Below are 25778 nucleotides of genomic sequence, written 5' to 3' on the forward strand. Positions count from 1 at the left end.
GCGAGGGAGTCATGAATAGCCATGTAGGTTTGGATGATTATCAATTAATCGTCCGTGCGTTATCAGACAGGATCGTCGAGGCGCAAACACCCATTCGTGTTTTGGATGGGGTGAAATGGGACGAAAGCATTCGCAGCGAGTTTCTTAAACACAAAGGAACAAAGCTGCCGAAAGTAGACCGTGCCTATTACGAGAGTCGTCCGCTGGCGTTTGATGCGACGGCAAAAAAACTCGAATTCCAAAACATTGAACGCGATATCACTCGCCAGCTTGGACAATTCAATCCAGTCGGGCAGATCATGCGGCGCATGTGCCGTGAGTACCGCATGGTTATTCGCATGCTTGAGGCCCGTGGTACCGAAGACTTCGGTTTAATCTCGCAAGACCTCTACGGCGCGGCCTCGGACGCATTCCATGCTGGCGATCCAACCTTGGCTGATCTCGGCGTCATGTTCTCGGGCTTTCTGAACAATATCGACAGCCGTGGTGACTTGAAGGATGAGGTTAAAAGCCTCAATGCCAAGGCTGCGGTTGACCTGCTACAGCACCGCCTGAACAAGGTGTTTGGTGAGCATGAAGATACCATTCGCGTTTTTGAATCCGACGGTATCCTGGCTGATGCTGCAGCGGGCGCTGATTACATTAAAATTCGTACCGATGCGATGTTCAACGAGCGCGATGTTAAAGCGCTTGAAGTGCATGAAGGGCTGGTTCATGTGGCGACAACCCTGAATGGTCAGAATCAGCCAATCTGCACCTTTCTATCCAAGGGGCCACCGTCTTCCACAGTGACTCAGGAAGGTTTGGCAATTCTGATGGAGGTGATCAGCTTCGCCTCGTACCCAACGCGCTTACGCAAGCTGACCAATCGCACCCGCGCCATTCACATGGCCGAGGAGGGCGCCGATTTTCTGCAGGTTTTCGACTTTTACCGCGAGCAGGGTTTCGGCGTAGAGGACAGCTACAGTAACGCCAGCCGTGCCTTCCGCGGCTCGACACCGACCGGTCTGCCTTTCACCAAGGACCTCTCGTACCTGAAAGGCTTCATCATGATCTACAACTACATTCAGCTCGCGGTGCGTAAAGGCAAGCTGGAGCAAATCCCACTGCTGTTCTGTGGCAAAACCACGCTTGAAGACATGCGCACGTTACGTCAGTTGGTTGATGAAGGCTTAGTCGTGCCGCCTAAATACCTACCGCCGCAGTTCAGTGATCTGAACTCATTGTCGGCGTGGATGTGTTTTTCTAACTTCCTCAATAACCTGAGTCTGGATCGCATAGAAGCTGATTACGCCAACATCCTGTAAAGCGTCCTGTACTTTGGTGATGCTGCGTTGGAATTGCCCCCGAAAATGCTCATTTACCGGAGTAAACTGCGCTTTTCGGTGGCAATGCCGCCTTGCCTGACCTGCGTACAGAAAGCTTTAATTCATTGCAGGTAGGGCTACTGCGCTTGGCGATACTGCGTTGCAGCCCTTCTGAAAACTGCTCATTTACTGGAGTAAACTCCGCCTTTTCAGAAGGGCTGCGCCTTGTCTGGCCTGCGCTCGCTACGCCCTGGATTTGTATTGTCAGTGGGCATGATTAAAGATTGTTTAGTCTTGTATCAAAGACCCCGCCTAAAGGATTTTTAATGAACAGCCACGAACTGGAGTACGAAATTCTCGGTAATTCGGCGCAAAGTGTTGAGGTGATTCTTGATCCGGGGGAGACGGTGATTGCCGAGGCGGGTGCGCTCAACTACATGACCGAGGGCGTGCGTTTTGAAACACGCATGGGCGATGGCTCATCCACTGGGGTGTTGGGTAAGTTGTGGAGTGCCGGTAAGCGCATGGTCACCGGTGAGTCAATGTTTATGACGCACTTCACCAACTCCGGTAATAAACAGGCGCGGGTTGCCTTTGCCGCGCCGTATCCGGGCAGTGTGGTGCCGGTTTCACTGGCGCAGGTGGGCGGCTCGTTGGTCTGCCAGCGGGATTCATTCTTGTGTGCTGCGCGCGGTACTTCAATAGGGATCAGTTTTAATAAGCGTCTGGGCGCCGGTTTTTTTGGCGGAGAGGGTTTTATCCTGCAAAAGCTTGAGGGCGATGGCCTGGTCTTTATGCATGCCGGTGGCACTGTGATTCGCAAAGAGCTAAATAATGAGACGTTGCGCCTCGATACCGGCTGCTTGGTCGGTTTCAGTTCGGGTATCGATTACGACATCAAATTGGCTGGGGGTCTGAAGAGCATGCTGTTCGGGGGTGAAGGGATATTTCTTGCCACGCTCAAGGGTACCGGCACCGTGTGGATTCAAAGCTTGCCCTTTTCACGATTGGCAGAGCGCATCTATGAGGCAACCTACAAGGCCCGTGAAGAAGTGCGTGCGGGCGGCCAATGATGCGTCTGTTTGTATTGCTGGCGATCATCTTGCTGCAAGGTTGTAGCTCGCTGCTGTTCTATCCCGAGAAAGGTCTGCCGTTCACACCTGAGCGCGCCGGGCTTGAGTTTCGTGATGAATACCTGATCGCCGCCGATGGCACGCGTCTCAATGCATGGTGGCTGCCAGCAAAAGCTGGCGTTGAAGTTAAGGGTACAATTCTTTATTTGCACGGCAATGGCGGCAACATGGCCATGCACTTGGGTGCTCCGTGGTGGCTGCCAGAGCAGGGCTATCAAGTGTTGATGCTTGATTACCGCGGTTATGGCCTGTCGGAAGGTGAGCCGAGTCTGCCAGCGATTTATCAGGATATTGATGCGGCGTTTGCCCAGCTTAAGGATACTGCCGAGGTGCGCGGTAAACCCTTGTTCGTGCTCGCGCAAAGCTTGGGAGGCGCACTTGCCGTGCATTATCTGGCTGAGCATCCGCAACAAGCTGAGGCGCTCGATGCTTTGATCATTGACGGCACACCCGCCAGTTACCGTGATGTAGCTCAATATGTACTGAGCACGTCCTGGCTAACCTGGATGTTTCAAGTGCCATTAAGCGAGTTTGTCCCTGATGGCGACAGTGCGATTGCTGCAATTCCCAATCTGAAAGGCTTACCATTACTGATTTATCACAGCATTGATGATCCTGTAGTGCCGGTATCTAACGCTATCAGTTTGTATCAGGCCGCGCCGGCACCAAGGGTTTTGCAACTGACCCGAGGTGCTCATGCACACACCTTCAATGATCCCACTTGGCGTCAAGTGCTGTTGCTGTTTATGAGTGATCCGCAAGGCTTCAAGGGCTTGCGTCGCTTAGCTGAAGTTCCCAACTCTGAGAGTCCGCAATGACTGAACGTGATCCTGCAATTCCAATGATTCTGACTGCTGTTGCCACCGTCTGTGCCACCGTAGCGGTGCTGAGCTATTACGGCTACGTGCAATTCTCTAAACCACAGGATGCACTGCTTTTGTCTGAGTTCACCATGCTTAAGACGGTGCCAGGAGAGGACTATAAAGTTTCCCTGAAAGCCGCTTCACAAGTGGCACAGTGCGTTGACGGTATCGTGGTGATGTTTGATACCGAGCAAAAAGGCTTGAGTGGTGTGTTGGTCAATAATCGCAAGCAGGCGGTGCATTGTTTGGGTGAAAAAACACCACAGCAAATCGAACCTTAAGCAAACGGCTTTGGGTAGCGGGTTGGCTTTCAAGCGATAACAGATTTGCTACGCAGGCTTGTGCGCCTGCGTGCGATCTAAACCCCAAACGGCTGAGCTAAGTTGTTTGGCTCAATGGTCGGTGCTTTTCAGTTGCTCATTCAGGTCATGCAGGTACTTACGTGACAGTGCTAAAAAGCGTGGGGTAGGACCTATGTCTTCGTAAAGTGGGTCGCCGAGCTCATCGGTTGCCACAACATGGCTGCCTTTGACGTAAGGCAAACTGACCTCAAGCTCTTCAAGCGCGGCGCCAATCAGCTCACCGAGCAACTCTTCCGGGCTGCGCTTGGGGTACATTTCAGCCAAGGCCGCTACCCGTGCGGCAGCTTCGACATCCAGCCGGATTTGATAGGGGCTGCGGGTCAGGCGACCTTTAGCGTTCTGTTCCCAATGGTCAGCAAGTTCGCGAATTCTCATTTCTAGCTCATCCTTTGCCCGCTCGTGGCAGGCTTCAGTGCGATCCTGGTTCAGCGTGGTTTTCTGAAACACGCCTACTACACAAGACTAGACCGCTATTTGGCCGGGTGAGTTCGATGTCGTGTGCTTGTAACCGATTGCCGCAATGGGGCACTCTTGGGGCATGCATTACTCTGTTTACCGCAATGGGAAGCACGGATATGACTGAAATTGACGCGCGCTTGCGCGAGAACGTCCACCAGCTCGGTGAGTTGCTTGGGCAAACTATCTGCACTCAGTACGGCGCTGAGTTTCTTGAGAAGATTGAGCGTATCCGCAAAGGCGCAAAGGCTGCACGGCGCGGTTCTAAAGAAGGGGCGAAGCAGCTCAGCGAAACCCTTAATAGCCTTAACGACGAAGAGCTGTTACCCGTGGCACGCGCGTTTAACCAGTTTCTCAACTTGGCCAATATCGCAGAGCAATATCACCGTATTCGCCGGCGAACCAGTGGCGAGCCAGAGCCCTTTGAATCCCGTGTGCTGGGCGAGTTATTGCAGCGCTTACTCAGCAGTGGCCATGGTGCCGACGAGCTGGCTCGACAATTAAGTCGTCTGGATATTGAGCTGGTGCTCACTGCACACCCAACGGAGGTTGCACGGCGTACTTTGATTCAAAAGTACGACGCTATTGCTGCTGAGCTGGCGCGGCAAGATCACCTCGACTTGACTGACAATGAGCACAAGCAGATCAGTGATCGCTTGCGCCAGTTGATTGCCGAGGCTTGGCATACCGAAGAAATTCGTCGCACCCGGCCAACCCCCGTTGATGAGGCTAAATGGGGCTTCGCGGTCATCGAGCACTCGCTATGGCAGGCGGTGCCGAATTTTATGCGCCAGGCTGACATTGCCTTGCATGCTGCGACGGGTCTGCATTTGCCGCTTGAAGCAGCGCCCATACGCTTTGCCTCCTGGATGGGTGGCGACCGTGATGGCAACCCCAATGTAACGGCCCCGGTAACCCGCGAAGTGCTCTTGCTGTCGCGCTGGATGGCGGCGGATTTGTACTTGCGCGACATTGACCAACTCGCGGCCGGATTGTCGATGCAAGAGGCCAGCCCTGAGCTATGCGCGGTAGTTGGTGAAACCGCTGAGCCATATCGGGCATTGCTCAAACAGTTGCGCGAGCGTTTACGGGAGACTCGACGCTGGGCGCAGGACGCACTGCATAGTGATGCGCAAGCCAGTGAGGCGGTACTGTCTGACAACCGTGAGCTGCTTGAGCCATTGCAGCTGTGTTATCACTCACTGCATGAATGCGGTATGGGTGTTATTGCCGATGGGGCATTACTGGATTGTCTGCGTCGTGCGGCAACATTTGGCTTGTTTTTGGTCCGTCTGGACGTGCGCCAGGACTCTTCTCGGCATGCTGCAGCGCTTAATGAAATCACCGATTATCTCGGACTTGGCAGTTATGCCGAGTGGGATGAAGACCAGCGTTTGCAATTTCTGTTGACCGAGTTGGAAAACCGTCGACCCTTGTTGCCAGAGCATTTCAAGCCAAGCGCCGAAACGGCAGAAGTGCTGGCAACCTGCCGTGAGGTGGCGCGTGCGCCAGCGGCATCCCTGGGTTCTTATGTGATTTCCATGGCGGGCGCTTGTTCAGATGTGCTGGCGGTGCAACTGTTGCTCAAGGAAGCGGGCTTGCAACGGCCTATGCGCGTGGTGCCATTGTTTGAAACCCTTGCTGATCTGGACAACGCAGGGCCGGTGATTGAGCGTTTATTAGGCATAAAAGGCTATCGCGCCAAGTTGCACGGTCCGCAAGAAGTGATGATCGGTTATTCCGACTCCTCAAAGGATGCTGGCACTACTGCCGCAGCGTGGGCGCAGTACCGCGCTCAGGAAGCATTGGTTGATATTTGCAAGGCTCATGACGTCGAGCTGTTGTTGTTTCACGGCCGTGGCGGCACGGTCGGTCGTGGTGGTGGCCCTGCGCATGCGGCGATTCTGTCGCAACCACCGGGCTCGGTTGCCGGGCGTTTTCGCACCACCGAGCAGGGCGAGATGATCCGCTTCAAGTTCGGGTTGCCAGATATCGCCGAGCAGAACCTTAACCTGTACTTGGCCGCCGTGCTTGAGGCCACACTTTTGCCACCGCCAGCTCCGCAACCGGCCTGGCGCGAGATGATGGATAAACTGGCTGCGGATGGTGTTGCCGGTTATCGCGCCGTTGTACGCGAAACTCCAGAATTTGTTGACTACTTTAGTCAGGCCACTCCAGAACAGGAGCTGGGGCGCTTACCTTTAGGCAGTCGTCCGGCAAAACGCCGCGCGGGCGGTGTCGAGAGTTTGCGGGCTATTCCGTGGATCTTCGCCTGGACCCAAACGCGGCTAATGCTTCCCGCGTGGCTGGGTTGGGAAAGTGCTTTAAATAACGCGCTACAGCGTGATGAAGGGGCTTTGCTGGAACAAATGCGTGAACAGTGGCCGTTCTTTCGTACCCGTATCGATATGCTGGAGATGGTGCTTAGCAAGGCCGACGAGGCAATCGCCGGGCTTTACGATGACCGGTTAGTCGATCCAGCGTTACAGCCTTTGGGTGCGCATTTACGCGACCTATTGTCGCAGGCCTGTACGTGCGTGCTAGGCCTGACTCAGCAGTCGCAACTGCTTGGTCACAGCCCTGAGACACTTGAGTCAATAACCGTGCGCAATACCTATCTAGACCCGTTGCATCTATTGCAGGCAGAGTTATTGGCGCGCTCAAGAATGCGTGAAAACCAAGCCGACACCCCTCTGGAGCAGGCTTTGCTGGTCAGTGTGGCCGGTATTGCTGCCGGTTTGCGTAATACCGGTTAACTGAGGGCCTGTTCGCGCCTGCGTAATACTCTGCTATCGCGCTGCTGCACCTGGTCCAAGGGGTATGCAGCGCTGCAGCCGTAAGTAGGTGCTAACAGCGCTTGCAGGCGTATCCGACTTTCGGTGGCTTGTGCAGGGGGGGACTGCTGTGTATCTTGATCGGCCTTTGGCAGTTTGTTGCGCGACTGTGCCGCTGCCCTGAATATTCTGAGATTGGCCCCAAGAGGCGAGTCCACTGATTACTAATTACAATTTGAGGAGCACATCGATGCGCGTGATTTTGCTAGGGGCGCCCGGTGCCGGAAAAGGTACCCAAGCGGGCTTCATTACCAAGAAGTTCGCTATTCCACAGATTTCGACTGGCGATATGCTACGTGCTGCCGTGAAGGCTGGCAGCCCACTTGGCCTCAAAGTCAAAGGCGTTATGGATAGCGGTGGTTTGGTATCGGATGAAATTATCATCGACCTGATCAAAGAGCGCATCACTCAACAAGACTGCGTCAATGGTTTCCTGTTTGACGGCTTCCCGCGCACCATTCCGCAGGCAGAAGCACTCAAGCAAGCTGGCGTGACTATTGACCACGTGGTTGAGATCGCTGTTGCAGACGAAGAGATCGTCGGCCGCATCGCTGGTCGTCGTGTACACCCTGCCTCTGGCCGCGTGTATCACACCGAGCACAATCCGCCGAAAGTCGAAGGTATAGACGACGAAACCGGTGAAGAGCTGATTCAGCGTGAAGACGACAAAGAAGAAACTGTGCGTCATCGCTTGTCGGTCTATCACTCGCAAACCAAGCCGCTGGTAGATTTTTACCAGAAGATGGCTGCAGCTGAAGGCACGCCTAAGTACAGCGCCATTGCTGGTGTTGGCTCGGTTGAAGAGATTACTACCAAGGTTTTGGCTGCACTCTCTTAAGATAAACGCGAGAACACTGGGCTCGGCAGTTTTTTGTCAGATAGCCAGTATGCATCGATTCAACGGCTCGCTTAGGCGGGCCGTTGTTGTTTATGCGCTATAAAACAGCATGAAGGCCGCTGAGGCCACCACTGATAGACCACTGTAAGGCTGCACGCCTACAGCTTATTGTGCTCAGCGTTTATACTGCGCGACCATCTGCTTGCTGGATTCACACATGACCACCTTGTTGGCCCTCGATACAGCCACTGAAGCCTGTTCAGTCGCCTTGCTCCATGACGGCAAGGTGATCAGCCATTACGAAGTAATACCTCGCCAGCATGCTCAACGCCTGCTGCCGATGATCAAAACGTTAATGGCCGAGGCCGGTATACCGTTGTCGGCACTTGATGCTATTGCCTTTGGCCGCGGGCCAGGCGCGTTCACTGGTATCCGTATCGCCATCGGTGTGGTGCAGGGGCTCGCGTTTGCGTTGGATCGCCCGGTTATCCCGGTGTCAAATCTAGCCGTGTTGGCTCAACGCTCGATGCGTGAACATGGCGCCGACCAAGTTGCCGCCGCGATTGATGCGCGCATGGATGAGGTTTATTGGGGTTGCTATCAGGCGCAGCAAGGTGAGATGCGCCTGCTCGGGCGTGAAGCTGTGCTAGCCCCCGAGCTCGTCGTTCTCCCAGAAGACGCAACAGGTGACTGGTTTGCCGCCGGTACGGGGTGGGGCACTTTTGCTGAGCGTATTGGGGTCAAACCCAGTGCTCAGGACCCATCGATGCTGCCGCATGCACAAGACCTGCTGACATTGGCGCAGTTTGCCTGGGCGCGTGGTGAGTCGCTGGTCGCGGATGAGGCACAACCTGTTTACTTGCGTGATCAAGTCGCGACGCCGAAAGCGTCACGTTAGCCTGTTTTTTCGGGCCGTTGGTGCAAAAAAGCCAGCGGCTGATCAGTTGTTGATTGCCAACCCGCTCACGCACAGCTAAATTGCAGCTGCAAGTACCGTATTTACTGAATCTCAGAGCTTTTATTGATGCGCATTGACGGCTCCATACCTTCATATTCGCCGGATCGTGGCCCTCGCTCGGGGACTGCTGTCACCCCGTATCGCGAAGCCCAACGCGAGACTGAAGCGCGCCGTGAACAACCTGCAACAGTTGGTGCGACTCAAGGCTTTGAACAAGCGCCGCAGATTCGTCGAGTGCAAGCCTCTAGCGAAGGCGGACAGAGCCGCGCGATGCAGGCGCAGGATTTAACCTACCAACAGCCCGCCATCAGCAGTCGAGCTTCGCAAGCGATTGCCAGTTACAGCAGCACGGCTGAATTCATTACCGAAACCGATGCGCAGCAGGTGCTGGGTCTCGATCTTTACGCCTAGTGCTCCCGTATTTTCTCGGCTGCCCGTCGTGGAGCGAATCAGCCTGGCGTGGTGCGGTTTATCCGCAAAGCAGCACGTCTGCTGATTATCTCAAGCAATATTGCCAACTGTTCAATGCGGTAGAAGGCAACACCACGTTCTATGCGCGCCCTGCGCCTGAAACCATCGCCAAGTGGTCTGTGGCGATGCCTGAGCATTTTCGCTTTTGTGCCAAGTTGCCCCGTGATATCAGTCATGCCGCTGACTTGCGTGAGCAATTCCATGCAATTGATGAATTTCGTCGATTGCTAGCGCCTTTAGGCCCGCGTATTGCGCCTTACTGGTTGCAATTGCCAGCAAGCTTTTCCCCGCATCGCTTGTTTGAATTGGCTATGTTGATTGAACATTGGGGCACTAGCGCGGAGCATTTTGGCGGCAAGGCATTAGCCATAGAAGTGCGTCACCCGGAGTTTTTTGCCAAGGGCGATGCCGAGCGGGCGTTAAATCGATTACTGCTTGATCAAGGCGTGGAGCGTATTTGTCTGGATTCACGAGCGCTGTTTAGTTGTCACTCCAGCGACCCGGGAATCGTGCATGCGCAAGATAAAAAGCCGCGCTTACCCACTCGTCCTACCGCGTTTAGTCAGGCGCCGCAGTTGCGTTTTATTGGTCATCCTGAATTGCTTGAGAATGATCCATTTATGGCGCCGTGGCTGGATAAAGTCGCCAATTGGATCGAGCAAGGCCTGAGCCCCTATGTGTTTTTGCACACGTCGGATAACCGCCTGGCGCCGCAATTGGCCCGACGTTTTCATCAGCAACTGATGACGCGCTTACCCGGCATGCCTGAGTTGCCCGCTCTCAACGTAGAAGCCCCAGCTGAACAGTTGGGGCTTCTATAGTTGGTTTAGTCGTTAGTCACGGGTTAGCTCTATCCCTTGCTGCTTGCGTCTTCTCATCAACAAATATGCAGCTGGCACCACGAACAACGAAAGTAGTGGTGCGGTAATCATGCCGCCAATCATCGGCGCTGCGATACGGCTCATGACCTCACTGCCGGTACCGCCACCCCACATGATCGGCAGTAAGCCCGCAATAATCACCGCCACCGTCATCGCTTTTGGCCGCACGCGTTGCACTGCGCCTTCGCGAATCGCCTCAATCAAAGCACTTTGACCGGTTCGACCTTGCTCAAGGCGCTCCAGCCAGGCGTTTTTCAGGTACAGCAACATGATCACGCCAAACTCGGCGGCGACTCCAGCCAAGGCGATAAAGCCGACGCCGGTGGCGACCGAGAGGTTGTAATCGAGCAGGTACAGAAACCAGATCCCGCCAGTTAGCGCAAAGGGCAGTGTGGCCATGATCAGCAATGCTTCGCTGAAGCGTGAGAAGGTTAAGTAGAGCAGCACCAAGATAATCATCAGCGTTGCTGGCACCACTAATTTCATGCGCTCATTGGCCCGTTGCAGGAACTCGAACTGCCCTGCATAGCTCAAGCTCATGCCAGGTTGCAGGGTGACCTGTTGATCAATCGCGGTGCGCAGGTCAGCCACCACCGATGCCAAGTCGCGACCCCGTACATCAACGTAAACCCAGCCGGAAGGGCGTGCGTTCTCGCTTTTGAGCATTGGCGGGCCATCTGTAATTTTCACCTCGGCAACACTGCCGAGGGTGATCTGGTCGCCCTGCGGGGTGTAGATTGGTAAAGTTTTCAGGCGGCTTAACGAGTCGCGCCATTCACGCGGATAACGCACGCTGATTGGATAACGTGCCAGCCCTTCAATGGTCTCGCCGACATTAGCCCCCCCAACGGCGCTGGCGATGATGGCCTGTACGTCAGCAATGTTTAACCCGTAGCGAGCTGCTGCCTGACGGTTTATGTCGACATCGATATAGCGCCCGCCAGTCAGACGTTCAGCGAGTGCCGAGCTGACGCCATCGACCTGTTTTGCGACTTTCTCAACGGCTTGGGTAACCTCGTCTATTTGCAGCAGATTAGGGCCAGCGACTTTGACGCCAATCGGGCTTTTAATGCCGGTTGCAAGCATGTCGATACGGTTACGAATCGGCGCAATCCAGATATTGCTAAGCCCAGGCACCTTAACAACACGGTCGAGTTCTTCAATCAGTTTTTCGGGGGTCATATCTTCGCGCCACTGATCACGCGGTTTGAACTGGATAGTGGTTTCAAACATTTCCAGCGGTGCCGGGTCGGTGGCGCTTTCGGCACGGCCAGCCTTACCAAATACCCGTGCGACCTCAGGCACCGTTTTGATCAGCCGATCAGTCTGTTGCAGCAACTCGGCAGCTTTTTGCACGGACAAGCCCGGCAGTGCCGACGGCATATAGAGCAGATCTCCTTCATCCAATGGTGGTAAGAACTCGCCACCGAGTTGCGACACTGGCCATGCCGCGCTGAGAAAGACCAGCACAGCAACAATCAGGGTGGCTTTGGGTTTGCGCAGTACCGCGTCCAGTGCTGGTTGGTAGATGTTGATTAACCAGCGATTGATCGGGTTTTTATGCTCACTGGGAATCTTCCCGCGAATCCAGTAGCCCATCAGTACCGGAATCAGCGTAATCGACAGGCCTGCAGCGGCAGCCATCGAATAGGTCTTGGTATAAGCCAGTGGCGCAAACAAACGACCTTCTTGCGCCTGCAGGGTGAATACCGGAATGAACGAGAGGGTGATGATCAACAGGCTGAAAAACAATGCTGGCCCAACCTCGACGGCGGCATCGCAGATAACTTGCCAATGTTGCTCGCCGCGTAACTCCTGATCGGGGTGTTTGGTGTGCCAAAGCTCAATCTTTTTGTGCGCGTTTTCGATCATCACTACGGCGGCATCGACCATGGCGCCAATTGCGATGGCGATACCGCCCAACGACATGATATTGGCGTTGATTCCCTGCTGCTGCATGATGATAAATGCGATCAAAATGCCAACCGGGAGTGAAACTATCGCCACCATCGATGAGCGTAGATGCCAAAGAAATATCAGGCAGACCAGCGCCACCACGATGAACTCTTCGAGTAGCTTGAAGCTAAGGTTGTCGATGGCTCTGTCGATCAGCTGGCTGCGATCGTAGGTGGTAATAATCTCCACGCCGGGCGGCAGGCTGGCTTTGAGTGAGTCGAGTTTGTTCTGCACCGCTGTCAGTGTTTCGCGAGCATTCTTGCCGCTGCGTAAAATCACCACCCCGCCAGCGACTTCACCTTCGCCATCAAGCTCGGCAATGCCGCGGCGCATTTCTGGGCCGATTTGAATGCTGGCAACATCGCCCAAGGTAATCGGTACGGAGTTGGCATCCAGACGTAGCGGTATTGTGCGGAAATCATTGAGGTTTTCCAGGTAGCCCGAGGCTCTGACCATAAAGTCGGTCTCAGCCATGGCCATAACCGCACCGCCAGTTTCCTGGTTGGCTTGGCTGATTGCATCCGTCACTTCGCGTTGAGTGATGCCCAGGCTCGCCATCTTTAGTGGATCAAGCTGGACTTGGTATTGCTTGACCATGCCGCCGATACTGGCAACCTCGGCAACATTGGGCAGGGTTTTCAACTCAAACTTGAGGAACCAATCCTGCAGTGAGCGTAATTGACTGAGGTCGTGCTTGCCGCTGCGATCGACCAGCGCATATTGGTAGATCCAGCCGACTCCAGTGGCGTCAGGACCCAGTGTTGGCTTAGCCCCTTCAGGCAGTTTTCCCTGAATCTGGCTGAGGTACTCAAGCACCCGTGAGCGCGCCCAGTACAGATCTGTACCGTCTTCGAACAACACATAAACATAACTGTCACCGAAGAACGAATAACCACGAACAGTCTTCGCTCCCGGCACCGACAACATGGTTGTCGTCAGCGGGTAGGTCACCTGGTTTTCGACAATCTGCGGTGCTTGCCCGAGGTATGGGGTGCGGATGATCACCTGCACATCGGACAAGTCGGGCAGGGCGTCGATTGCGGTGTTCTGCACCGCCCAAACGCCCCAGGCAGTGGCAAAGGTAGTGGCAAGCAATACCAGAAAACGGTTGCCAACCGACCAGCGAATCAGTGATGCGATCATGGTTGCATCTCCATTTTCATTGGTTCTATTTGCTCAATCAGTAAACCGTTATCGCCTTCGCTTACCGCGACTCGCACCGAGTCTCCAACCTGCAATCCTGCAAGCAGTTGAGGGTTTGCGACTGGGAATTGCATGGTCATGCCGGGCATCGACAATGTCTTGAATGGACCGTGGGCGAGGGTAATGTTGTCTTGCCCAAGGTTGATGATTTTGCCTTCCGCTTGGTGCAACGCAGCGTTCATCGCATTGTTTTGAGTACTGCCAAGCGCTGTAATTTCGATGCCGCGTAAGCTGGCTTCTGAGTCGAGCAGGAACTGCCCTGAGGCGACGACTTTCTGACCCGCCTCCAGGCCTTGGGTGATCTCGATCTGCTCACCAGATTCCTGGCCCAGCGCTACCTGCGTGGCTTGATAGCGGCCTTTTTCGGTTGCCAGCATCACCAGCGCCCGTCGGCCGCTGCGGATAACCGCTTCGCTTGGTACCAGTAACACGGGAGTTGTTGAGGTTTGCGCAAGACGCACGTTGGCGGTTTGCCCTGGGCGCAGCTTACCGTCACGGTTATCCAGTTCGACGCGCACGCGCAGTGTGCGCGATCGCAAGTCAGCCTGAGGCAAAATTGCGCTGATACGACCTTCGATCACTTCGCTGGCAAAGCCGGGCAGGCGGGCCTCAACAGATTGGCCAGCTGCCAAGCCTGCACCTTGTGCTTCAGGAACAGCTACATCCAGCCAAACACTGCTTAAGCCGTTTACTCGAGCGAGCGTCATGCCGGTGGCCACAGTCATGCCCTGACGAACATCGAGCTGTTCAATCACTCCGGCGATCGGGCTGGTAACTGTCCATACCGCGTGTAACTTGCCGCTGCGTTCGACTTTGCTAATAAGCCCTGCGGGCATGCCGACCAGCCGCATTCGCTGTTTGGCAGCAGCGATAAGACTCCCCGCACCGCTGTTACGCAGTGCCAGGTAATCTTCCTGGGCGCTGGTCCATTCAGGCACTAATATATCCGCCAACGGCGCTCCAGCCGGTATTACATCCTGCTCCGCGCGTGCATAGACACGCTCTACAAACCCCATGTTGCGTGCTTGCAGGACCGCAACATCGCGATCATTCAAGGTCAGGGTGCCCGATGCTCGTATTTCTCGATTAAGCGAGCCCAATGTTACCTCGGCCAAGCGCATCCCCAGGTTTTGGGTGATGCTTGAGTCGATGCTGATACCTGCGGCTTCGCCATCTTCGTCGCCGTAACGGGGCACCAGTTGCATGTCCATAAAGGGCGACTTACCGGGTTCATCAAACTTCTGCTGCGGGAACATAGGGTCATACCAATACAGTACTTTCTTCTCTGTGCTGGCGGTTTCAGCAGGCTCTTCTGCGGACATTACGCTGCCTGCGGGCGACACGCTTGCCAGCCAGTAGCCAGCCGCTGCGCCAACAGCAAGCAATAAACCGGTGATGATCAAGCGTTGATAAAATTGAGTGCTCACAGGCCTGCCTCCATGTCAGTGAAATACAGGCGGGCGCTGGTGAGTGCACGCTGCTGTTCGATATCAATCTGCTTGAGTTGCGCCTCGATAAGTTCTTGGCGGGCGCTGATAACGACTGATAACTGGTTGCGGGCGGCACGGTAGTCCGCCATCGACAGCTTTACTTTGTCTCTGGCCAGTGGAACTAAGGTTGTCTGGCTGCGTTTAAATGCACGGTCAAGACGTTGATAGGTCGCCAGGTCGTCCTCTAGCTGTTGAGTGTGCAGGCGCAGTTGCGCTTCCTGCTCAGCTTCGATTTGATTCAGCCTGGAGCTGCGTGCAGCAATCTTCGGGTCCTGCCGTGAACCGCTAAAAATTGGCAGATCAATACTGAGTTGCAGGCTGACCATGTCGCCGAAATCCTGATCGCGATTCTGGTAAGCGACTTCCCAGCTCCAGTCGGATTTTTTTTCAGCCTTGGCTTCACGCAATTGCGCTTGTGCTTCGCTGGTTATCGATGCGAAGGCTGCAAGCTCAGGGTGACGTTCCAGGTTGTGTTTGTAGTACTGCGAGTCGACAGGCCAGTTAGGCATTTGCCCAGTCAGTTTTTCATTTGCGCGTACTCCGACCCAGCGCCGCAATGCGGCCCGCTGCAGCGCGAGGTCCTGTCGAAGCTGATCTTCTTGCTCTTCAAGCAACGCGGCTTCCATTTGTGGTGCGATGGTGTCTGCGGTCTGGCCATTACCGCCAGCAAGGCGAGCTTGAACTGCTTTGCTAAGCAAGCGGTTTTCGTTGTAGAGGGTCTTGAATAGAGCAATTTTACGTTCAACCGCCAGAGTCGATATCCACGCCAGCGCTGTTTCGCGGCGTACATTTAAGCGTTCAATCTGCTCTTCAATCTTTGCCCGTTCGACACCAGCCTGAGCCCGATCAACCCGTGCTTTGCGCTTATCGGCGTTGAGCATTTGCTGCATTACACCGATTTTTGTTGATGTCATCGGCATCGCATTTAGCTCGCCGCGATCAGGGCCGTTGATAGGGTAATTCTGTAAACCAAGGAGTAGCTTGGGGTCGGGCAATTCACCCGCAGGTATGGCGTCGTTTCTTGCTGCGTCAACTTGTGCGGCTTGGGCCGCAAGTGACGGGGCATCACGTTCGGCCTCACGCATGGCTTCTGTAAGTGACAGCGCATAGGCGCCATGGCTGACTAGCCCGGATAGCACAGTCGCCAGTGCCCACACCAATGGGTGTAGGCATGCATATTGAAATTTCATTGCGGCGATTCCAATCATGTGGAAGTCACGCCGAGTGCTGCACCTGAATAACCGGTAACCAAGCACGCAGCGCCCAACCGTGATCGCTATGGATCCGGCTGGAACTCAAAACATAGAAAAGGAATCAGGCCCGGGGAGGGCGCCAGACGCTATCGGGAGCCGTTGATGCTATGAAGTCGGTTTGCGCCGATACAACTGGCTGGTGGGCAAAGTTTGCCGGGGATTTAAGGCTTAGAACTTGAACCATGACACTGTTGGCTTGGCATTCGAGTCCGCTCTCGCAGAACTTCTCAGCCATGTCCATTTGCTCTGCGCAGCACTCCATCGCGTCGTGCTGCACCGTATTGCCTTCGTTCATTGGGCACGGTAGGCGCACATCTGCCTGCACCAGACCATTAAAGGCCAGTGTCAGGCAGATCAAGATGCGCATGGCATGCCGAATAAACAGGTTCATTTAACTACTCTAACCGGTTTTTATCGCTTGTCGCCATAGCGACGTGCAATCAAGTGGTCCAGCGATAACATGCCAGGACCTTTGCTTATAAGCATTAAGAACACCGCAGCCCATACCCCGTGAGTTGGATAAGCTCCCGGATAAACCAGCAGTTGAATCACTAATGTCATCATCAGCAAGCCCAGTGCTGAGAAGCGTGTGGCAAATCCAAACAGAATCAGCACGGGTAGAAAGTGCTCCGCGCATGCAGATAGCGTGGCAGCAAATTCAGGGGATAAAAAAGGCAATTTATACTCATCCGAGAATAGTGGAATTGCCGAAGGGGAGAGTGAGGGGATACCGAAAACGAATGTGCCGGAGACAAGATCAATTTCAAGGCCGGTAATTTTTGTCTGTCCGGATTTCCAGAACACGGCAGCGATCGAGAACCGCCCGATAAACGCAATCAGGCTGTAAGGGATTCGCTTCAGCAAATCGATCGCGCGGTTAATCACACGTACCGGCGCTGAAGCCTGTGGGTTGGGTAAATTAATCATGAAGCATCCTTGTTAGGCGGCAGAGTTGGAAACGCTATAACGGGTGATTGCACCTGCTTGAATCAGGTGGGCCAAAAGCGGGGGCAGGTCAAAGTCAGGCTCGCAAGCGATGGCATATTCGACAGCCGCTGCTAACGGTTGCCGTTCCATCAGCACGCCAATAAACAGTGCCGCAGCGGCTGATATATGCATCACCTCAACATCCAGTTGGTTACGCAATATCAGGGCATGTTCAGCGGTGTTTGGGTTGACCTGCGTAATATCAATATGGCCCTGATGCGCGCCCCACAGCGAGACAATCGCGTGGGCAGAATTAAGCACCGTAAGTGATGGATGCAGGGTAAACGTCATCCGTTCAAGTGCTTCGGGCTGGCTTAACACTTGGCTAATTTGTTCTGGACCCAGTGCTGCGACATCAGCGCTGTGATAAGCCTGAATGCGGACAAACTCAAGGCGTGCCACGTCAGCAAGATAGGGCAGGCTTCGGGCAGGTGGAAATGCCTCGATAAACCGGGCAAAGCCAGCCCCGTAAAAGGTCAGAATTCGCGTTTGTGGCGGGAACTCGCGAACAAACACATTGGCCATCGCCCGGAAAAAGTCATCGCCGACCAACTGCAATACCACGGGGAAATTATCGGCAAGAGCGTTGATCAATGAACTGATAACGTTGTTGCGATATACCGCAAAACGACTGCTGCTGTCAGAACCATTCCAGGTTTTCAGCTGGGTAGGACAAGGCTGTTCAGCATTGATCAATGCGCTGGAAAATTCCTGCTGGTAGCTCATGCTCGCTCCAGCTGTTGCGCGTGCTGTGCTAATAGACCTTCGGCCTGCTGCACTTCAGCAAGCAGCACAGCAAGGGGCGGAATATCGTTGTCACGCTCGATCAATGTTGGCAGCGGGCCGGTGCGGCTAAGAACGTCGCGGTAGAGCGACCAGACTGCGTTATCGACGGGTGCACAATGGGCATCGATTAACAGGCGACTACCGGCACTGTCTTGATCCTCAGCGAAGCCAGCCAAATGTATTTCACCGACTGCTGCAAGTGGCAGGCTGGCAATGTATTGCTGCGGGTTCCAGTTGTGGTTGACGCACGATACATACACATTATTGACATCGAGCAGCAGGCCGCAGCCGGTACGTTCTACGACTGCACGGATGAAATCGGCTTCGCTCATGCTGGAGTGGGCAAACTCAACATAAGTCGAGGGGTTTTCTAGAAGCATGCGCCGCTGCAAGCGTTCTTGGACACGATCAATGTGCTCACAAACGCGCGCCAGAGTGGCTTGGTCGTAAGGAATCGGTAGCAGGTCGTTATAAAAGTTCTCGCCGTGGCTTGACCAGGCCAGATGTTCTGAAAAAGAGTGTGGTTGGTAACGGTTGAGTAGCTCGGCCAGGCGGTCCAGGTGATCTTCGTCGATAGCTTGTTCGGCACCGATCGATAAACCTACACCGTGAATCGACAGGGCATAGCGCTGACGAATCTGCGTTAGATGATGGTGAAATGGCCCGCCAGCAATCATGTAGTTTTCAGCGTGCACTTCAAAAAAACCAATATCGGTTTTTTCGTTGAGAATTTGCGAGATGTGCTGGTTTTTTAAACCTAACCCTGCTCGAACGGGCAGGGTTAGGTGTATATCAGAAGCGCTGCTTACATGCGGTAAAGGGGACAATGTCATGTGCAGTGCTCCTGATCGTCAGTGCTTAAGCCTTTGGCTTATATTCAGTCAACTGACCAAAGCCAGTTGGCGACGTTGGCGACTCAGTTTTTTCACATGTCCCAGTTGGAACGTATTTCCAGGCGTTGGCTTGGTAGTCGGTTTTTGCAGTGCCTGCGCAAGTAGTGCCAGCACCTGCTGCACAATCGTTTTTGCCTTGCAGAGAAATACCGAAGCATTTTTCGTTGTCGGCGGCATGTGCAGTTGTAACTACAGCAGATGACAGTGCCACAGCTGCGCCCAATGCGAGTGCGAGGCTAGCGGCGGAAACAGTACGGGTCTTGGCATTCATAAAGGTGAATCTCCGTTAGTTGGATGCATATACTCAAACTCAGGGTTGGCGATGAATGTGGCTATCGCCCGTTAGCGCGCTATCACTCAAGACAAGGACAAGGAGTCCCCCCATTTGACTTGGCGCGCCTAGTAATACAGAGAGAGGGCGTACGGATTTATTACAGAGCGGACTGAAATAATTTAAAAACTCGTGAGTTTCACGAGTCGATAGGAGCAAATGCGGGCAAGGGAGTTATTCAGATGACTCACCTTTCCCCGGTTGGCTCTGGCAAAATAGCGGTCGGTTTAGCGCTGGTCTTTTTTTGCGTGACCAAGCCCAATATAGATGCAGATGAGCAGATGCAGATGAGTCAAGACAACCCTAGCACCACTGTCCGTATGGATGCGTTGGCTCCCCATTTGGCGGCAGCCGCAAAGCAATGGGCAGCGCGGCTGGGTTTGCCGCAAGTGGGTGAGGCGGCATTTGCTTTGCAACTAGCGGACAGTGGCTTGCAGTTAGCCGAACTCGGCCCGCAAGCGCCTGGGCCAGTACGTGTAGATTTCGTTGAGGGTGCAGTTGCGCATCGGCGTTTGTTTGGCGGCGGGAGCGGCCAGATGATAGCCAAGGCAGTGGGGATTCAGTCGGGTGTGCGTCCGGTGGTACTGGATGCAACTGCTGGGCTTGGGCGCGATGCATTCGTGTTGGCAAGTCTGGGCTGCACTGTAAGCCTGATTGAGCGTCAGCCATTAATTGCCGCGCTGCTTGAAGATGGCTTGGCGCGAGCCGAGCGCGATCCTGATGTGGCGCCGATTACTGCGCGCATGCAGTTGCTCGTCGGCAACGCGATTAGCTTGATGAATGATTGGCAGGGTGAGCGACCGCAGGTGATTTACCTTGACCCGATGTTCCCGCATCGCGACAAAAGCGCTTTGGTCAAAAAGGAAATGCGGGTATTCCGCCCGCTGGTGGGGGATGACATGGATGCCCCTGCTTTGCTGGCTGCTGCGTTGCAGTTGGCCAGCCACCGTGTGGTGGTCAAACGCCCGCGTAAAGCGCCGGTCGTTGAGGGCACAAAGCCCGGCTACGCGCTTGAGGGCAAGTCCAGCCGGTACGATATCTATCCGTTGAAAAAGCTCATTGCAGCAGACAAGTAACAGTGTATTCGCGGCCGCTCAGTCTGCTTGATAGGCACGGATAAACATAGCGACGTGTTGTTGGATATGTTCCAGAGCCGCATCGCCCTCAAGGGCTTCCTCCAGGCCGATCAATACACAGAAGTTGGCTCCGCCTTTAATCAGGCAGAAAAACTGGTCCGCGGCGATATGTGTATCGTCGATTTTCAGCTTGCCGCTGGCATTGGCGCGTTCCAGCAATCGCTGCATGGCGTCGAGCAAGCGTTGAGGGCCTGCTTCGAAGAACAGTTTCGATAGCTTGGTGTCCTGGCCGCTTAGGCTGACCATGACCCGGTGCAGCTCAATCGACTCACGGCTATTGATCAGCGTATGAAAGGCAAGTGCAACGTTAAGCAAGATTGTTTCGATAGGGGTTTCGTCGGGCAACTCAAACAGCAATTCAGGTATTTGTGCTTCGCATTTGGCTTTGACTGCCGCCGAGAACAGTGTCTCTTTATCTGTGAAGTGGTTGTACACCGTGAGTTTAGACACGCCTGCCTCAGCGGCAATTGCGTCCATGCTGCTACCGTCGTAACCGTTGCGCAGAAACAGCGTTTTCGCCGCTTCCAGAATGGCGTTGCGTTTTGCGAGATCTTTGGGCCGACCCGGGCCATTTGACTGTAACAACTTGTTTGGCATTAGTGGTTTTTAATACTGGACTGGTGAGTTTGGTATTTATACTATACCCATCAGTATAAATATTCTAAAACTTTCCTGAAAGGCCAACGGTCATGTTCCAGCATGTCATGCGAGCTGTATTTCCCTTAAGCCTTATGGCTGTACTTGCCGCGTGCGGTAATGGTGAAAAGACTGAGCCAGTGGTGAGCCCCGCAATGGTGGTGCAGCCTGTGCCTTCTACATCGCGGCAAGACACCTATCCGGGCGAAGTGCGTGCGCGTTTTGAGCCAGATCTGGCATTCCGGATTGGCGGCAAAGTAGTAAAGCGCCAAGTTGATGTGGGTGACCGCGTTAAGAAAGGCCAGCCATTGGCTGAGCTTGATCCTCAAGATGTGCGTTTGCAGCTTGAGTCGGCTCGCGCGCAAGTCGCTTCCGCACAGGCGAATTTGCAGTTGGTGAAAGCTGAGCGCGACCGCTACAAAACCCTGCAGGGTCGCCAATTGGTAAGCCGCTCGCAGTATGACAATGCGGAAAACCTGTATCGCGCAGGTGTTGCACGTCTGAAACAGGCTCAGGCGGAGTTTAATGTTGCTGATAATCAGAGTGACTACGCCGTATTAGCTGCCTCACAAGATGGGGTTATTGCTCAGCGTGCTGTTGAGGTCGGTCAGGTTGTCGCGGCGGGACAAACCGTCTTCTCGTTGGCTGTCGATGGTGAGCGTGAAGTCCGCATTGATTTACCGGAGCAGGCTTTCGGGCGTTATCGCGTGGGCCAGCAGGTTACCGTTGAGTTGTGGTCACAACCGGGGAAGCACTTTAAAGGTCAGATCCGTGAAATGTCCCCTGCGGCTGATGCGCAATCACGCACCTTTGCTACGCGGGTGACTTTAAACTCAGGAGAGGTGCCAGCCGAGTTGGGGCAGAGCGCTCGGGTGTTTATTGCCCGTGAAGGTGAGGTAGCACTGGCTATTCCGCTCTCCGCCTTAACCGCAGATGCAGGCGAGCCTTACGTCTGGGTGGTTGACCCACAGAGCCTGACCTTGAAGCGTACACCTGTGCGTGTTGGCCCTTATAGCGATAATTCTGTGCCAGTTTTGGCGGGACTCAAGGCGGATGACTGGATTGTCGCGGCGGGTACTCAAGTGCTGCAGGAGGGGCAGCGAGTCAAGCCACTGGATCGTGAAAACCGCACGATCAAGCTGACGGCGAAGGAGTAATCCAATGGATTTCAACCTCTCGCGTTGGGCCCTGAACAACCGTCAGATCGTCCTCTACATTATGCTCTTGCTGAGTATTATCGGGGCGATTTCCTACACCAAGCTTGGTCAGAGTGAAGACCCGCCCTTTACCTTCAAAGCGATGGTGATTCGTACCAATTGGCCGGGTGCTTCGGCCGAAGAAGTTGCACGGCAAGTAACTGATCGCATCGAAAAGAAGCTGATGGAAACCGGCGAGTACGAGAAGCTGATTTCATACTCGCGCCCGGGTGAGTCCCAAGTCACCTTTTTAGCCAGCGACTATCTCAAGCCTGATGAGGTGAAGGAGCTTTACTACCAGGTCCGCAAGAAGGTGGGCGATATCCGCCATACATTGCCGCAAGGTATTCAAGGGCCGTTCTTCAACGATGAATTTGGCGATACCTTTGGCAACATCTATGCGTTAACCGGTAAAGGCTTTGATTACCCGATTCTGAAAGATTATGCCGACCGTATTCAACTGCAGCTGCAACGCGTCAAAGACGTCGGCAAGATCGAGCTGCTCGGTCTGCAGGATGAGAAAATCTGGATTGAGCTATCAAATACCAAAGCCGCGACTCTGGGGTTATCCCTAGCCGCAGTGCAGCAAGCGCTTAATCAGCAAAACGCGGTGACGACCGCCGGGTTCTTTGAAACACCGACTGACCGTGTGCAGGTAAGGGTTGAGGGGCGATTCAAAACCCCGGAAGAAATCCGTAATTTCCCAATGCGCGTTGCCGGACGAACCTTTCGCCTGGGCGATGTGGCTGAGGTCAAGCGGGGCTTCAATGATCCCGCGGCGCCACGCATGCGTTTTATGGGTGAGGAGGCATTGGGTATTGCCGTGTCGATGAAGGACGGTGGCGACATCCTGCAGCTCGGTGAATCGCTGGAGAGCCAGTTCGCCCGAATCCAGCAAACCTTGCCAGCTGGCATGCAGTTGCACAAAGTGTCTGATCAACCTGCAGCCGTCAAATCAGGCGTTGGTGAGTTTGTTCAGGTGCTTGCTGAGGCATTGATTATCGTACTGCTGGTGAGTTTTTTCTCATTAGGGTTACGCACCGGTTTGGTGGTGGCACTGTCGATTCCGCTGGTGCTGGCTATGACTTTTGCGACCATGTACTACCTGGGCATCGGCTTGCATAAAATATCTTTGGGCGCGCTGGTGCTCGCACTTGGTTTGCTGGTGGATGACGCGATCATTGCGGTTGAGATGATGGCGATCAAGATGGAGCAGGGTTTCGACCGGGTAAAGGCGGCCAGTTACGCCTGGACCAGCACCGCTTTCCCGATGTTGACGGGCACCCTGATTACGGCCGCAGGCTTCTTGCCGATTGCTACTGCGCAATCAGGGACAGGCGAATACACGCGTTCAATCTTTCAGGTGGTGTCCATTGCACTGTTGGTGTCATGGATTGCAGCAGTGATTTTTGTACCCTATCTAGGCGCTAAATTTTTGCCTGATCTGGCCAAGCTACACGCGGCAAAGCATGGTGGCAGTGCTGCTGGGCATGACCCATACGCGACGCCTTTTTATCAGCGGGTGCGGCGTACGGTCACTTGGTGTGTACGCCACCGTAAAACAGTGATCCTGGTAACCGTGTGCATGTTTGTGGTTTCGTTGGGCTTATTCAAGCTGGTGCCGCAACAGTTCTTCCCCGCATCGAATCGTCTCGAACTGATGGTCGACTTGAAGTTGGCTGAGGGTGCCTCACTGCGCGCGACTGAAGAGCAAACCAAACGCTTGGAAGCGTTGCTCAAAACCCATGAAGGTATCGATAACTTTGTGGCATATGTGGGCAGTGGTTCGCCGCGTTTCTATCTACCGCTCGACCAACAATTGCCGGCCGCCAGTTTTGCCCAGTTTGTGGTGTTAACCAAAAACATCGAACAGCGTGAGGAAATTCGCAACTGGTTGATTAAAACCATGAACGAGGAATTTCCGACTTTGCGCACGCGTATTTCGCGTCTGGAAAATGGCCCGCCAGTGGGTTATCCAATTCAGCTGAGAGTCTCGGGCGAGCACATTGATACGGTGCGCGCGCTAGCGCGTCAGGTCGCAGTCAAGGTGCGTGAAAACCCGTACGTGACTAACGTGCATCTCGACTGGGAAGAGCCGAGCAAAGTCGTGCGGGTCAATATTGACCAGGACCGTGCGCGAGCGCTGGGTATTACGTCCGAAGATATTGCTGACTTCCTGCGTGGGACCCTGATCGGTACCACCGTTAGCCAATTTCGTGAAGATGATGAGTTGATCGAAATACTGCTGCGCGGAACTGACCAGGAGCGGCGCAGCCTGGATATGCTGCCAAGCCTGGCGATCCAGACCAGCAGCGGTAAGAACGTTGCGCTGTCGCAGGTTGCAACACTTGAGTACGGCTTTGAGGAAGGCATCATCTGGCACCGCGAGCGTCTACCAACGGTCACTGTGCGCGCAGATGTTTACGGCAAAGAGCAGCCTTCAAGCATCATTACGCAAATATTGCCGACACTTGATCAAGTTCGCGCAGAGTTACCTTCAGGCTATTTGCTGAATGTTGGCGGTACGGTTGAGGATGCTTCCAAGGGCCAGACGTCGGTGAACGCCGGTGTGCCGCTGTTCATCGTGGTGGTGTTGACCCTGTTGATGTTGCAATTGAGGAGTTTCTCGCGCACGGCGATGGTGTTTATTACTGCACCATTGGGATTGATCGGTGTGACCCTGTTCTTGCTGTTGTTCAACCAGCCGTTTGGTTTCGTCGCCATGCTCGGCACCATCGCGCTGTCGGGCATGATCATGCGTAACTCGGTGATTCTGGTTGATCAGATCGAGCAGGACATCAGTGCCGGGCAAGATCGCTGGAACGCGATTATCGACGCCACTGTGCGGCGTTTCCGTCCCATCGCCTTGACGGCTTTGGCTGCGGTGCTTGCAATGATTCCGTTGTCACGCAGCATCTTCTTCGGGCCAATGGCGGTCGCGATTATGGGCGGATTAATTGTCGCTACTGCGCTGACCCTGCTGTTCTTGCCTGCGCTGTATGCCGCCTGGTTTAGGGTCAAGGAGAACCCGCAGACCTAAAGATCCTGGCTCCCGGTGGCTGCGCAAGGGAGCTATTTACGGATAGTGCTTGTCTACTCACTAGCGCGGCCTGCAATAGACGCATGGCAAGGGAGGGTTACGATCGTCTCTTGCTATGCCGTTCAGCACAGCTTGCCTAAGCTCCGTCCACTTGGCGTCACGAAGTTTTCACAGGTCAGCGCGCACAGTGTGTCGGTGTTCACTCAATGAGGGCGTCACTTTGAAGTTGCCGTATATAAAAGCACTAGCCGTATCAATTCTCGCACTGGGCCTTGCTGGGCCGGTACTTGCAGCTCAGTCGGCCAAGGTTTTTGGTTGGGTTGAGGAGGGCGAGATCGAGCCTGAAGGCATCGCCGTCAAGATCAAACTCGACACCGGCGCCAAGACCTCATCAATGGATGCCAAGGATCTGGACCGGTTTAGCAAAGACGGCGACGAATGGGTGCGTTTTAATGTTGAGCTGGAAGACACTGACACCGGCAAGCTGAAAACCATGAAGGTTGAGCGCAAAGTCGTGCGCAATATTAAAGTGCGCGGTGCTGGCGGGTCAGAGCGTCGTCCAGTGGTGATGATGAGCATGTGTATTGGTGATCAGGTGTACAAGGAACAGTTCTCACTGAAAAACCGTGGCAAGATGAATTATCCCGTGCTGATCGGTCGTAGCACGATTGAGCACTTAGGCTTGGTCGATGTATCGAAGACTTTCACCAGCGAGCCCGATTGCAAGAAATAGCTGTGGCAAAAAATAGCTGTTTTTGGCGAATGTCA

Annotated in this window: 23 protein-coding genes; 13 read left to right on the plus strand and 10 right to left on the minus strand. The window is 54.4% G+C overall.

Annotated elements, in window-relative coordinates; translation table 11 throughout:
- Positions 1-11 precede the first annotated feature (11 nt).
- From B9K09_RS07035 to B9K09_RS07050, 4 genes are all read left to right on the plus strand, one after another.
- Positions 12-1307: a flavohemoglobin expression-modulating QEGLA motif protein gene (locus B9K09_RS07035; RefSeq protein WP_177408645.1), complete on the plus strand. Its 1296-nt coding sequence runs from the start codon at positions 12-14 to the stop codon at positions 1305-1307.
- Positions 1308-1633: 326 nt separating this feature from the next.
- Entirely contained in the window at positions 1634-2380 is a 747-nt protein-coding gene (locus B9K09_RS07040) for a TIGR00266 family protein (protein ID WP_087516140.1), read from the plus strand.
- Positions 2377-3258 carry an alpha/beta hydrolase gene (locus B9K09_RS07045; RefSeq protein WP_087516141.1) on the plus strand — a complete coding sequence of 294 codons (882 nt, stop codon included), beginning with the start codon at positions 2377-2379 and terminating at the stop codon, positions 3256-3258. Before B9K09_RS07040 ends, B9K09_RS07045 begins: the two co-directional genes overlap by 4 nt.
- Positions 3255-3584, plus strand: a complete 330-nt coding sequence (locus tag B9K09_RS07050; RefSeq protein WP_087516142.1) for a hypothetical protein — start codon at positions 3255-3257, stop codon at positions 3582-3584. Before B9K09_RS07045 ends, B9K09_RS07050 begins: the two co-directional genes overlap by 4 nt.
- 111 nt (positions 3585-3695) lie before the next feature.
- Here B9K09_RS07050 and B9K09_RS07055 read toward each other — a convergent pair whose 3' ends face one another.
- A complete protein-coding gene (locus B9K09_RS07055) occupies positions 3696-4040 on the minus strand; it encodes a pilin assembly protein (RefSeq protein WP_087516143.1) in 345 nt (114 codons plus the stop codon).
- 200 nt (positions 4041-4240) lie between these two features.
- On the opposite strand from B9K09_RS07055, the gene ppc reads away from it, so the two are divergent.
- The 5 genes from ppc to B9K09_RS07080 all read left to right on the plus strand — a co-directional run bounded on the left by ppc (position 4241) and on the right by B9K09_RS07080 (position 10043).
- The gene (ppc, locus tag B9K09_RS07060) at positions 4241-6877 is read left to right on the plus strand and encodes a phosphoenolpyruvate carboxylase (RefSeq protein ID WP_087516144.1); all 2637 of its coding nucleotides are present in this window, start codon (positions 4241-4243) and stop codon (positions 6875-6877) included.
- A gap of 268 nt (positions 6878-7145) precedes the next feature.
- Positions 7146-7793 (plus strand): adenylate kinase, encoded by a 648-nt coding sequence (gene adk, locus B9K09_RS07065; protein ID WP_087516145.1) that lies wholly within the window; start codon positions 7146-7148, stop codon positions 7791-7793.
- A gap of 217 nt (positions 7794-8010) precedes the next feature.
- Complete coding sequence (gene tsaB, locus B9K09_RS07070) at positions 8011-8691, plus strand: tRNA (adenosine(37)-N6)-threonylcarbamoyltransferase complex dimerization subunit type 1 TsaB (RefSeq protein WP_087516146.1); 681 nt, start codon at positions 8011-8013, stop codon at positions 8689-8691.
- 126 nt (positions 8692-8817) lie between these two features.
- Positions 8818-9162 (plus strand): hypothetical protein, encoded by a 345-nt coding sequence (locus tag B9K09_RS07075; RefSeq protein WP_087516147.1) that lies wholly within the window; start codon positions 8818-8820, stop codon positions 9160-9162.
- Positions 9162-10043, plus strand: a complete 882-nt coding sequence (locus B9K09_RS07080; protein ID WP_087516148.1) for a DUF72 domain-containing protein — start codon at positions 9162-9164, stop codon at positions 10041-10043. The genes B9K09_RS07075 and B9K09_RS07080 overlap by 1 nt, the downstream gene beginning before the upstream one ends.
- 12 nt (positions 10044-10055) lie before the next feature.
- On the opposite strand, the gene B9K09_RS07085 is transcribed toward B9K09_RS07080, so the two are convergent.
- The 8 genes from B9K09_RS07085 to B9K09_RS07120 all read right to left on the minus strand — a co-directional run bounded on the left by B9K09_RS07085 (position 10056) and on the right by B9K09_RS07120 (position 18942).
- Positions 10056-13202 carry an efflux RND transporter permease subunit gene (locus B9K09_RS07085; RefSeq protein ID WP_087516149.1) on the minus strand — a complete coding sequence of 1049 codons (3147 nt, stop codon included), beginning with the start codon at positions 13200-13202 and terminating at the stop codon, positions 10056-10058.
- Complete coding sequence (locus tag B9K09_RS07090; RefSeq protein ID WP_177408646.1) at positions 13199-14689, minus strand: efflux RND transporter periplasmic adaptor subunit; 1491 nt, start codon at positions 14687-14689, stop codon at positions 13199-13201. Before B9K09_RS07090 ends, B9K09_RS07085 begins: the two co-directional genes overlap by 4 nt.
- Positions 14686-15942: a TolC family protein gene (locus tag B9K09_RS07095; RefSeq protein WP_087516150.1), complete on the minus strand. Its 1257-nt coding sequence runs from the start codon at positions 15940-15942 to the stop codon at positions 14686-14688. The genes B9K09_RS07090 and B9K09_RS07095 overlap by 4 nt, the downstream gene beginning before the upstream one ends.
- A 124-nt stretch (positions 15943-16066) precedes the next feature.
- Entirely contained in the window at positions 16067-16396 is a 330-nt protein-coding gene (locus tag B9K09_RS07100) for a hypothetical protein (RefSeq protein WP_087516151.1), read from the minus strand.
- 20 nt (positions 16397-16416) lie between these two features.
- The gene (locus tag B9K09_RS07105; protein ID WP_087516152.1) at positions 16417-16932 is read right to left on the minus strand and encodes a DoxX family protein; all 516 of its coding nucleotides are present in this window, start codon (positions 16930-16932) and stop codon (positions 16417-16419) included.
- Between the two features lie 12 nt (positions 16933-16944).
- The gene (locus tag B9K09_RS07110; protein WP_087516153.1) at positions 16945-17718 is read right to left on the minus strand and encodes a DUF2063 domain-containing protein; all 774 of its coding nucleotides are present in this window, start codon (positions 17716-17718) and stop codon (positions 16945-16947) included.
- The gene (locus tag B9K09_RS07115) at positions 17715-18611 is read right to left on the minus strand and encodes a DUF692 domain-containing protein (RefSeq protein WP_087516154.1); all 897 of its coding nucleotides are present in this window, start codon (positions 18609-18611) and stop codon (positions 17715-17717) included. Before B9K09_RS07115 ends, B9K09_RS07110 begins: the two co-directional genes overlap by 4 nt.
- 25 nt (positions 18612-18636) lie before the next feature.
- On the minus strand, positions 18637-18942 hold the full coding sequence (locus B9K09_RS07120) for a DUF2282 domain-containing protein (RefSeq protein ID WP_087516155.1): 306 nt from the start codon (positions 18940-18942) through the stop codon (positions 18637-18639).
- 380 nt (positions 18943-19322) lie between these two features.
- On the opposite strand from B9K09_RS07120, the gene B9K09_RS07125 reads away from it, so the two are divergent.
- Entirely contained in the window at positions 19323-20078 is a 756-nt protein-coding gene (locus B9K09_RS07125) for a class I SAM-dependent methyltransferase (RefSeq protein WP_371917450.1), read from the plus strand.
- Positions 20079-20096: 18 nt separating this feature from the next.
- Here B9K09_RS07125 and B9K09_RS07130 read toward each other — a convergent pair whose 3' ends face one another.
- Positions 20097-20735, minus strand: a complete 639-nt coding sequence (locus B9K09_RS07130; protein ID WP_087516156.1) for a TetR/AcrR family transcriptional regulator — start codon at positions 20733-20735, stop codon at positions 20097-20099.
- 92 nt (positions 20736-20827) lie between these two features.
- On the opposite strand from B9K09_RS07130, the gene B9K09_RS07135 reads away from it, so the two are divergent.
- From B9K09_RS07135 to B9K09_RS07145, 3 genes are all read left to right on the plus strand, one after another.
- Positions 20828-21931, plus strand: coding sequence for an efflux RND transporter periplasmic adaptor subunit (locus B9K09_RS07135; protein WP_087516157.1), 1104 nt, complete (start codon positions 20828-20830; stop codon positions 21929-21931).
- A 4-nt stretch (positions 21932-21935) separates the two neighbouring features.
- Positions 21936-25010: an efflux RND transporter permease subunit gene (locus B9K09_RS07140; protein ID WP_087516158.1), complete on the plus strand. Its 3075-nt coding sequence runs from the start codon at positions 21936-21938 to the stop codon at positions 25008-25010.
- 220 nt (positions 25011-25230) lie between these two features.
- Positions 25231-25743: an ATP-dependent zinc protease gene (locus tag B9K09_RS07145; RefSeq protein ID WP_256574271.1), complete on the plus strand. Its 513-nt coding sequence runs from the start codon at positions 25231-25233 to the stop codon at positions 25741-25743.
- The last annotated feature ends 35 nt before the right edge of the window (positions 25744-25778 follow it).

It is taken from the genome of Pseudomonas sp. M30-35 (assembly GCF_002163625.1).
GTDB lineage: Bacteria > Pseudomonadota > Gammaproteobacteria > Pseudomonadales > Pseudomonadaceae > Aquipseudomonas.

Excerpts from the sequence above, each read along its gene's own strand:
- B9K09_RS07130 (WP_087516156.1), bottom strand. The coding sequence starts at position 20,735 with ATGCCAAACAAGTTGTTACAGTCAAATGGCCCGGGTCGGCCCAAAGAT.
- B9K09_RS07125 (WP_371917450.1), top strand. The coding sequence starts at position 19,323 with ATGGATGCGTTGGCTCCCCATTTGGCGGCAGCCGCAAAGCAATGGGCA.
- B9K09_RS07055 (WP_087516143.1), bottom strand. The coding sequence starts at position 4,040 with ATGAGAATTCGCGAACTTGCTGACCATTGGGAACAGAACGCTAAAGGT.
- B9K09_RS07110 (WP_087516153.1), bottom strand. The coding sequence starts at position 17,718 with ATGAGCTACCAGCAGGAATTTTCCAGCGCATTGATCAATGCTGAACAG.
- B9K09_RS07135 (WP_087516157.1), top strand. The coding sequence starts at position 20,828 with ATGTTCCAGCATGTCATGCGAGCTGTATTTCCCTTAAGCCTTATGGCT.
- B9K09_RS07105 (WP_087516152.1), bottom strand. The coding sequence starts at position 16,932 with ATGATTAATTTACCCAACCCACAGGCTTCAGCGCCGGTACGTGTGATT.
- B9K09_RS07140 (WP_087516158.1), top strand. The coding sequence starts at position 21,936 with ATGGATTTCAACCTCTCGCGTTGGGCCCTGAACAACCGTCAGATCGTC.
- B9K09_RS07075 (WP_087516147.1), top strand. The coding sequence starts at position 8,818 with ATGCGCATTGACGGCTCCATACCTTCATATTCGCCGGATCGTGGCCCT.
- tsaB (WP_087516146.1), top strand. The coding sequence starts at position 8,011 with ATGACCACCTTGTTGGCCCTCGATACAGCCACTGAAGCCTGTTCAGTC.
- B9K09_RS07100 (WP_087516151.1), bottom strand. The coding sequence starts at position 16,396 with ATGAACCTGTTTATTCGGCATGCCATGCGCATCTTGATCTGCCTGACA.
- B9K09_RS07050 (WP_087516142.1), top strand. The coding sequence starts at position 3,255 with ATGACTGAACGTGATCCTGCAATTCCAATGATTCTGACTGCTGTTGCC.
- B9K09_RS07045 (WP_087516141.1), top strand. The coding sequence starts at position 2,377 with ATGATGCGTCTGTTTGTATTGCTGGCGATCATCTTGCTGCAAGGTTGT.
- B9K09_RS07115 (WP_087516154.1), bottom strand. The coding sequence starts at position 18,611 with ATGACATTGTCCCCTTTACCGCATGTAAGCAGCGCTTCTGATATACAC.
- ppc (WP_087516144.1), top strand. The coding sequence starts at position 4,241 with ATGACTGAAATTGACGCGCGCTTGCGCGAGAACGTCCACCAGCTCGGT.
- B9K09_RS07120 (WP_087516155.1), bottom strand. The coding sequence starts at position 18,942 with ATGAATGCCAAGACCCGTACTGTTTCCGCCGCTAGCCTCGCACTCGCA.
- B9K09_RS07035 (WP_177408645.1), top strand. The coding sequence starts at position 12 with ATGAATAGCCATGTAGGTTTGGATGATTATCAATTAATCGTCCGTGCG.
- B9K09_RS07040 (WP_087516140.1), top strand. The coding sequence starts at position 1,634 with ATGAACAGCCACGAACTGGAGTACGAAATTCTCGGTAATTCGGCGCAA.
- B9K09_RS07085 (WP_087516149.1), bottom strand. The coding sequence starts at position 13,202 with ATGATCGCATCACTGATTCGCTGGTCGGTTGGCAACCGTTTTCTGGTA.
- adk (WP_087516145.1), top strand. The coding sequence starts at position 7,146 with ATGCGCGTGATTTTGCTAGGGGCGCCCGGTGCCGGAAAAGGTACCCAA.
- B9K09_RS07095 (WP_087516150.1), bottom strand. The coding sequence starts at position 15,942 with ATGAAATTTCAATATGCATGCCTACACCCATTGGTGTGGGCACTGGCG.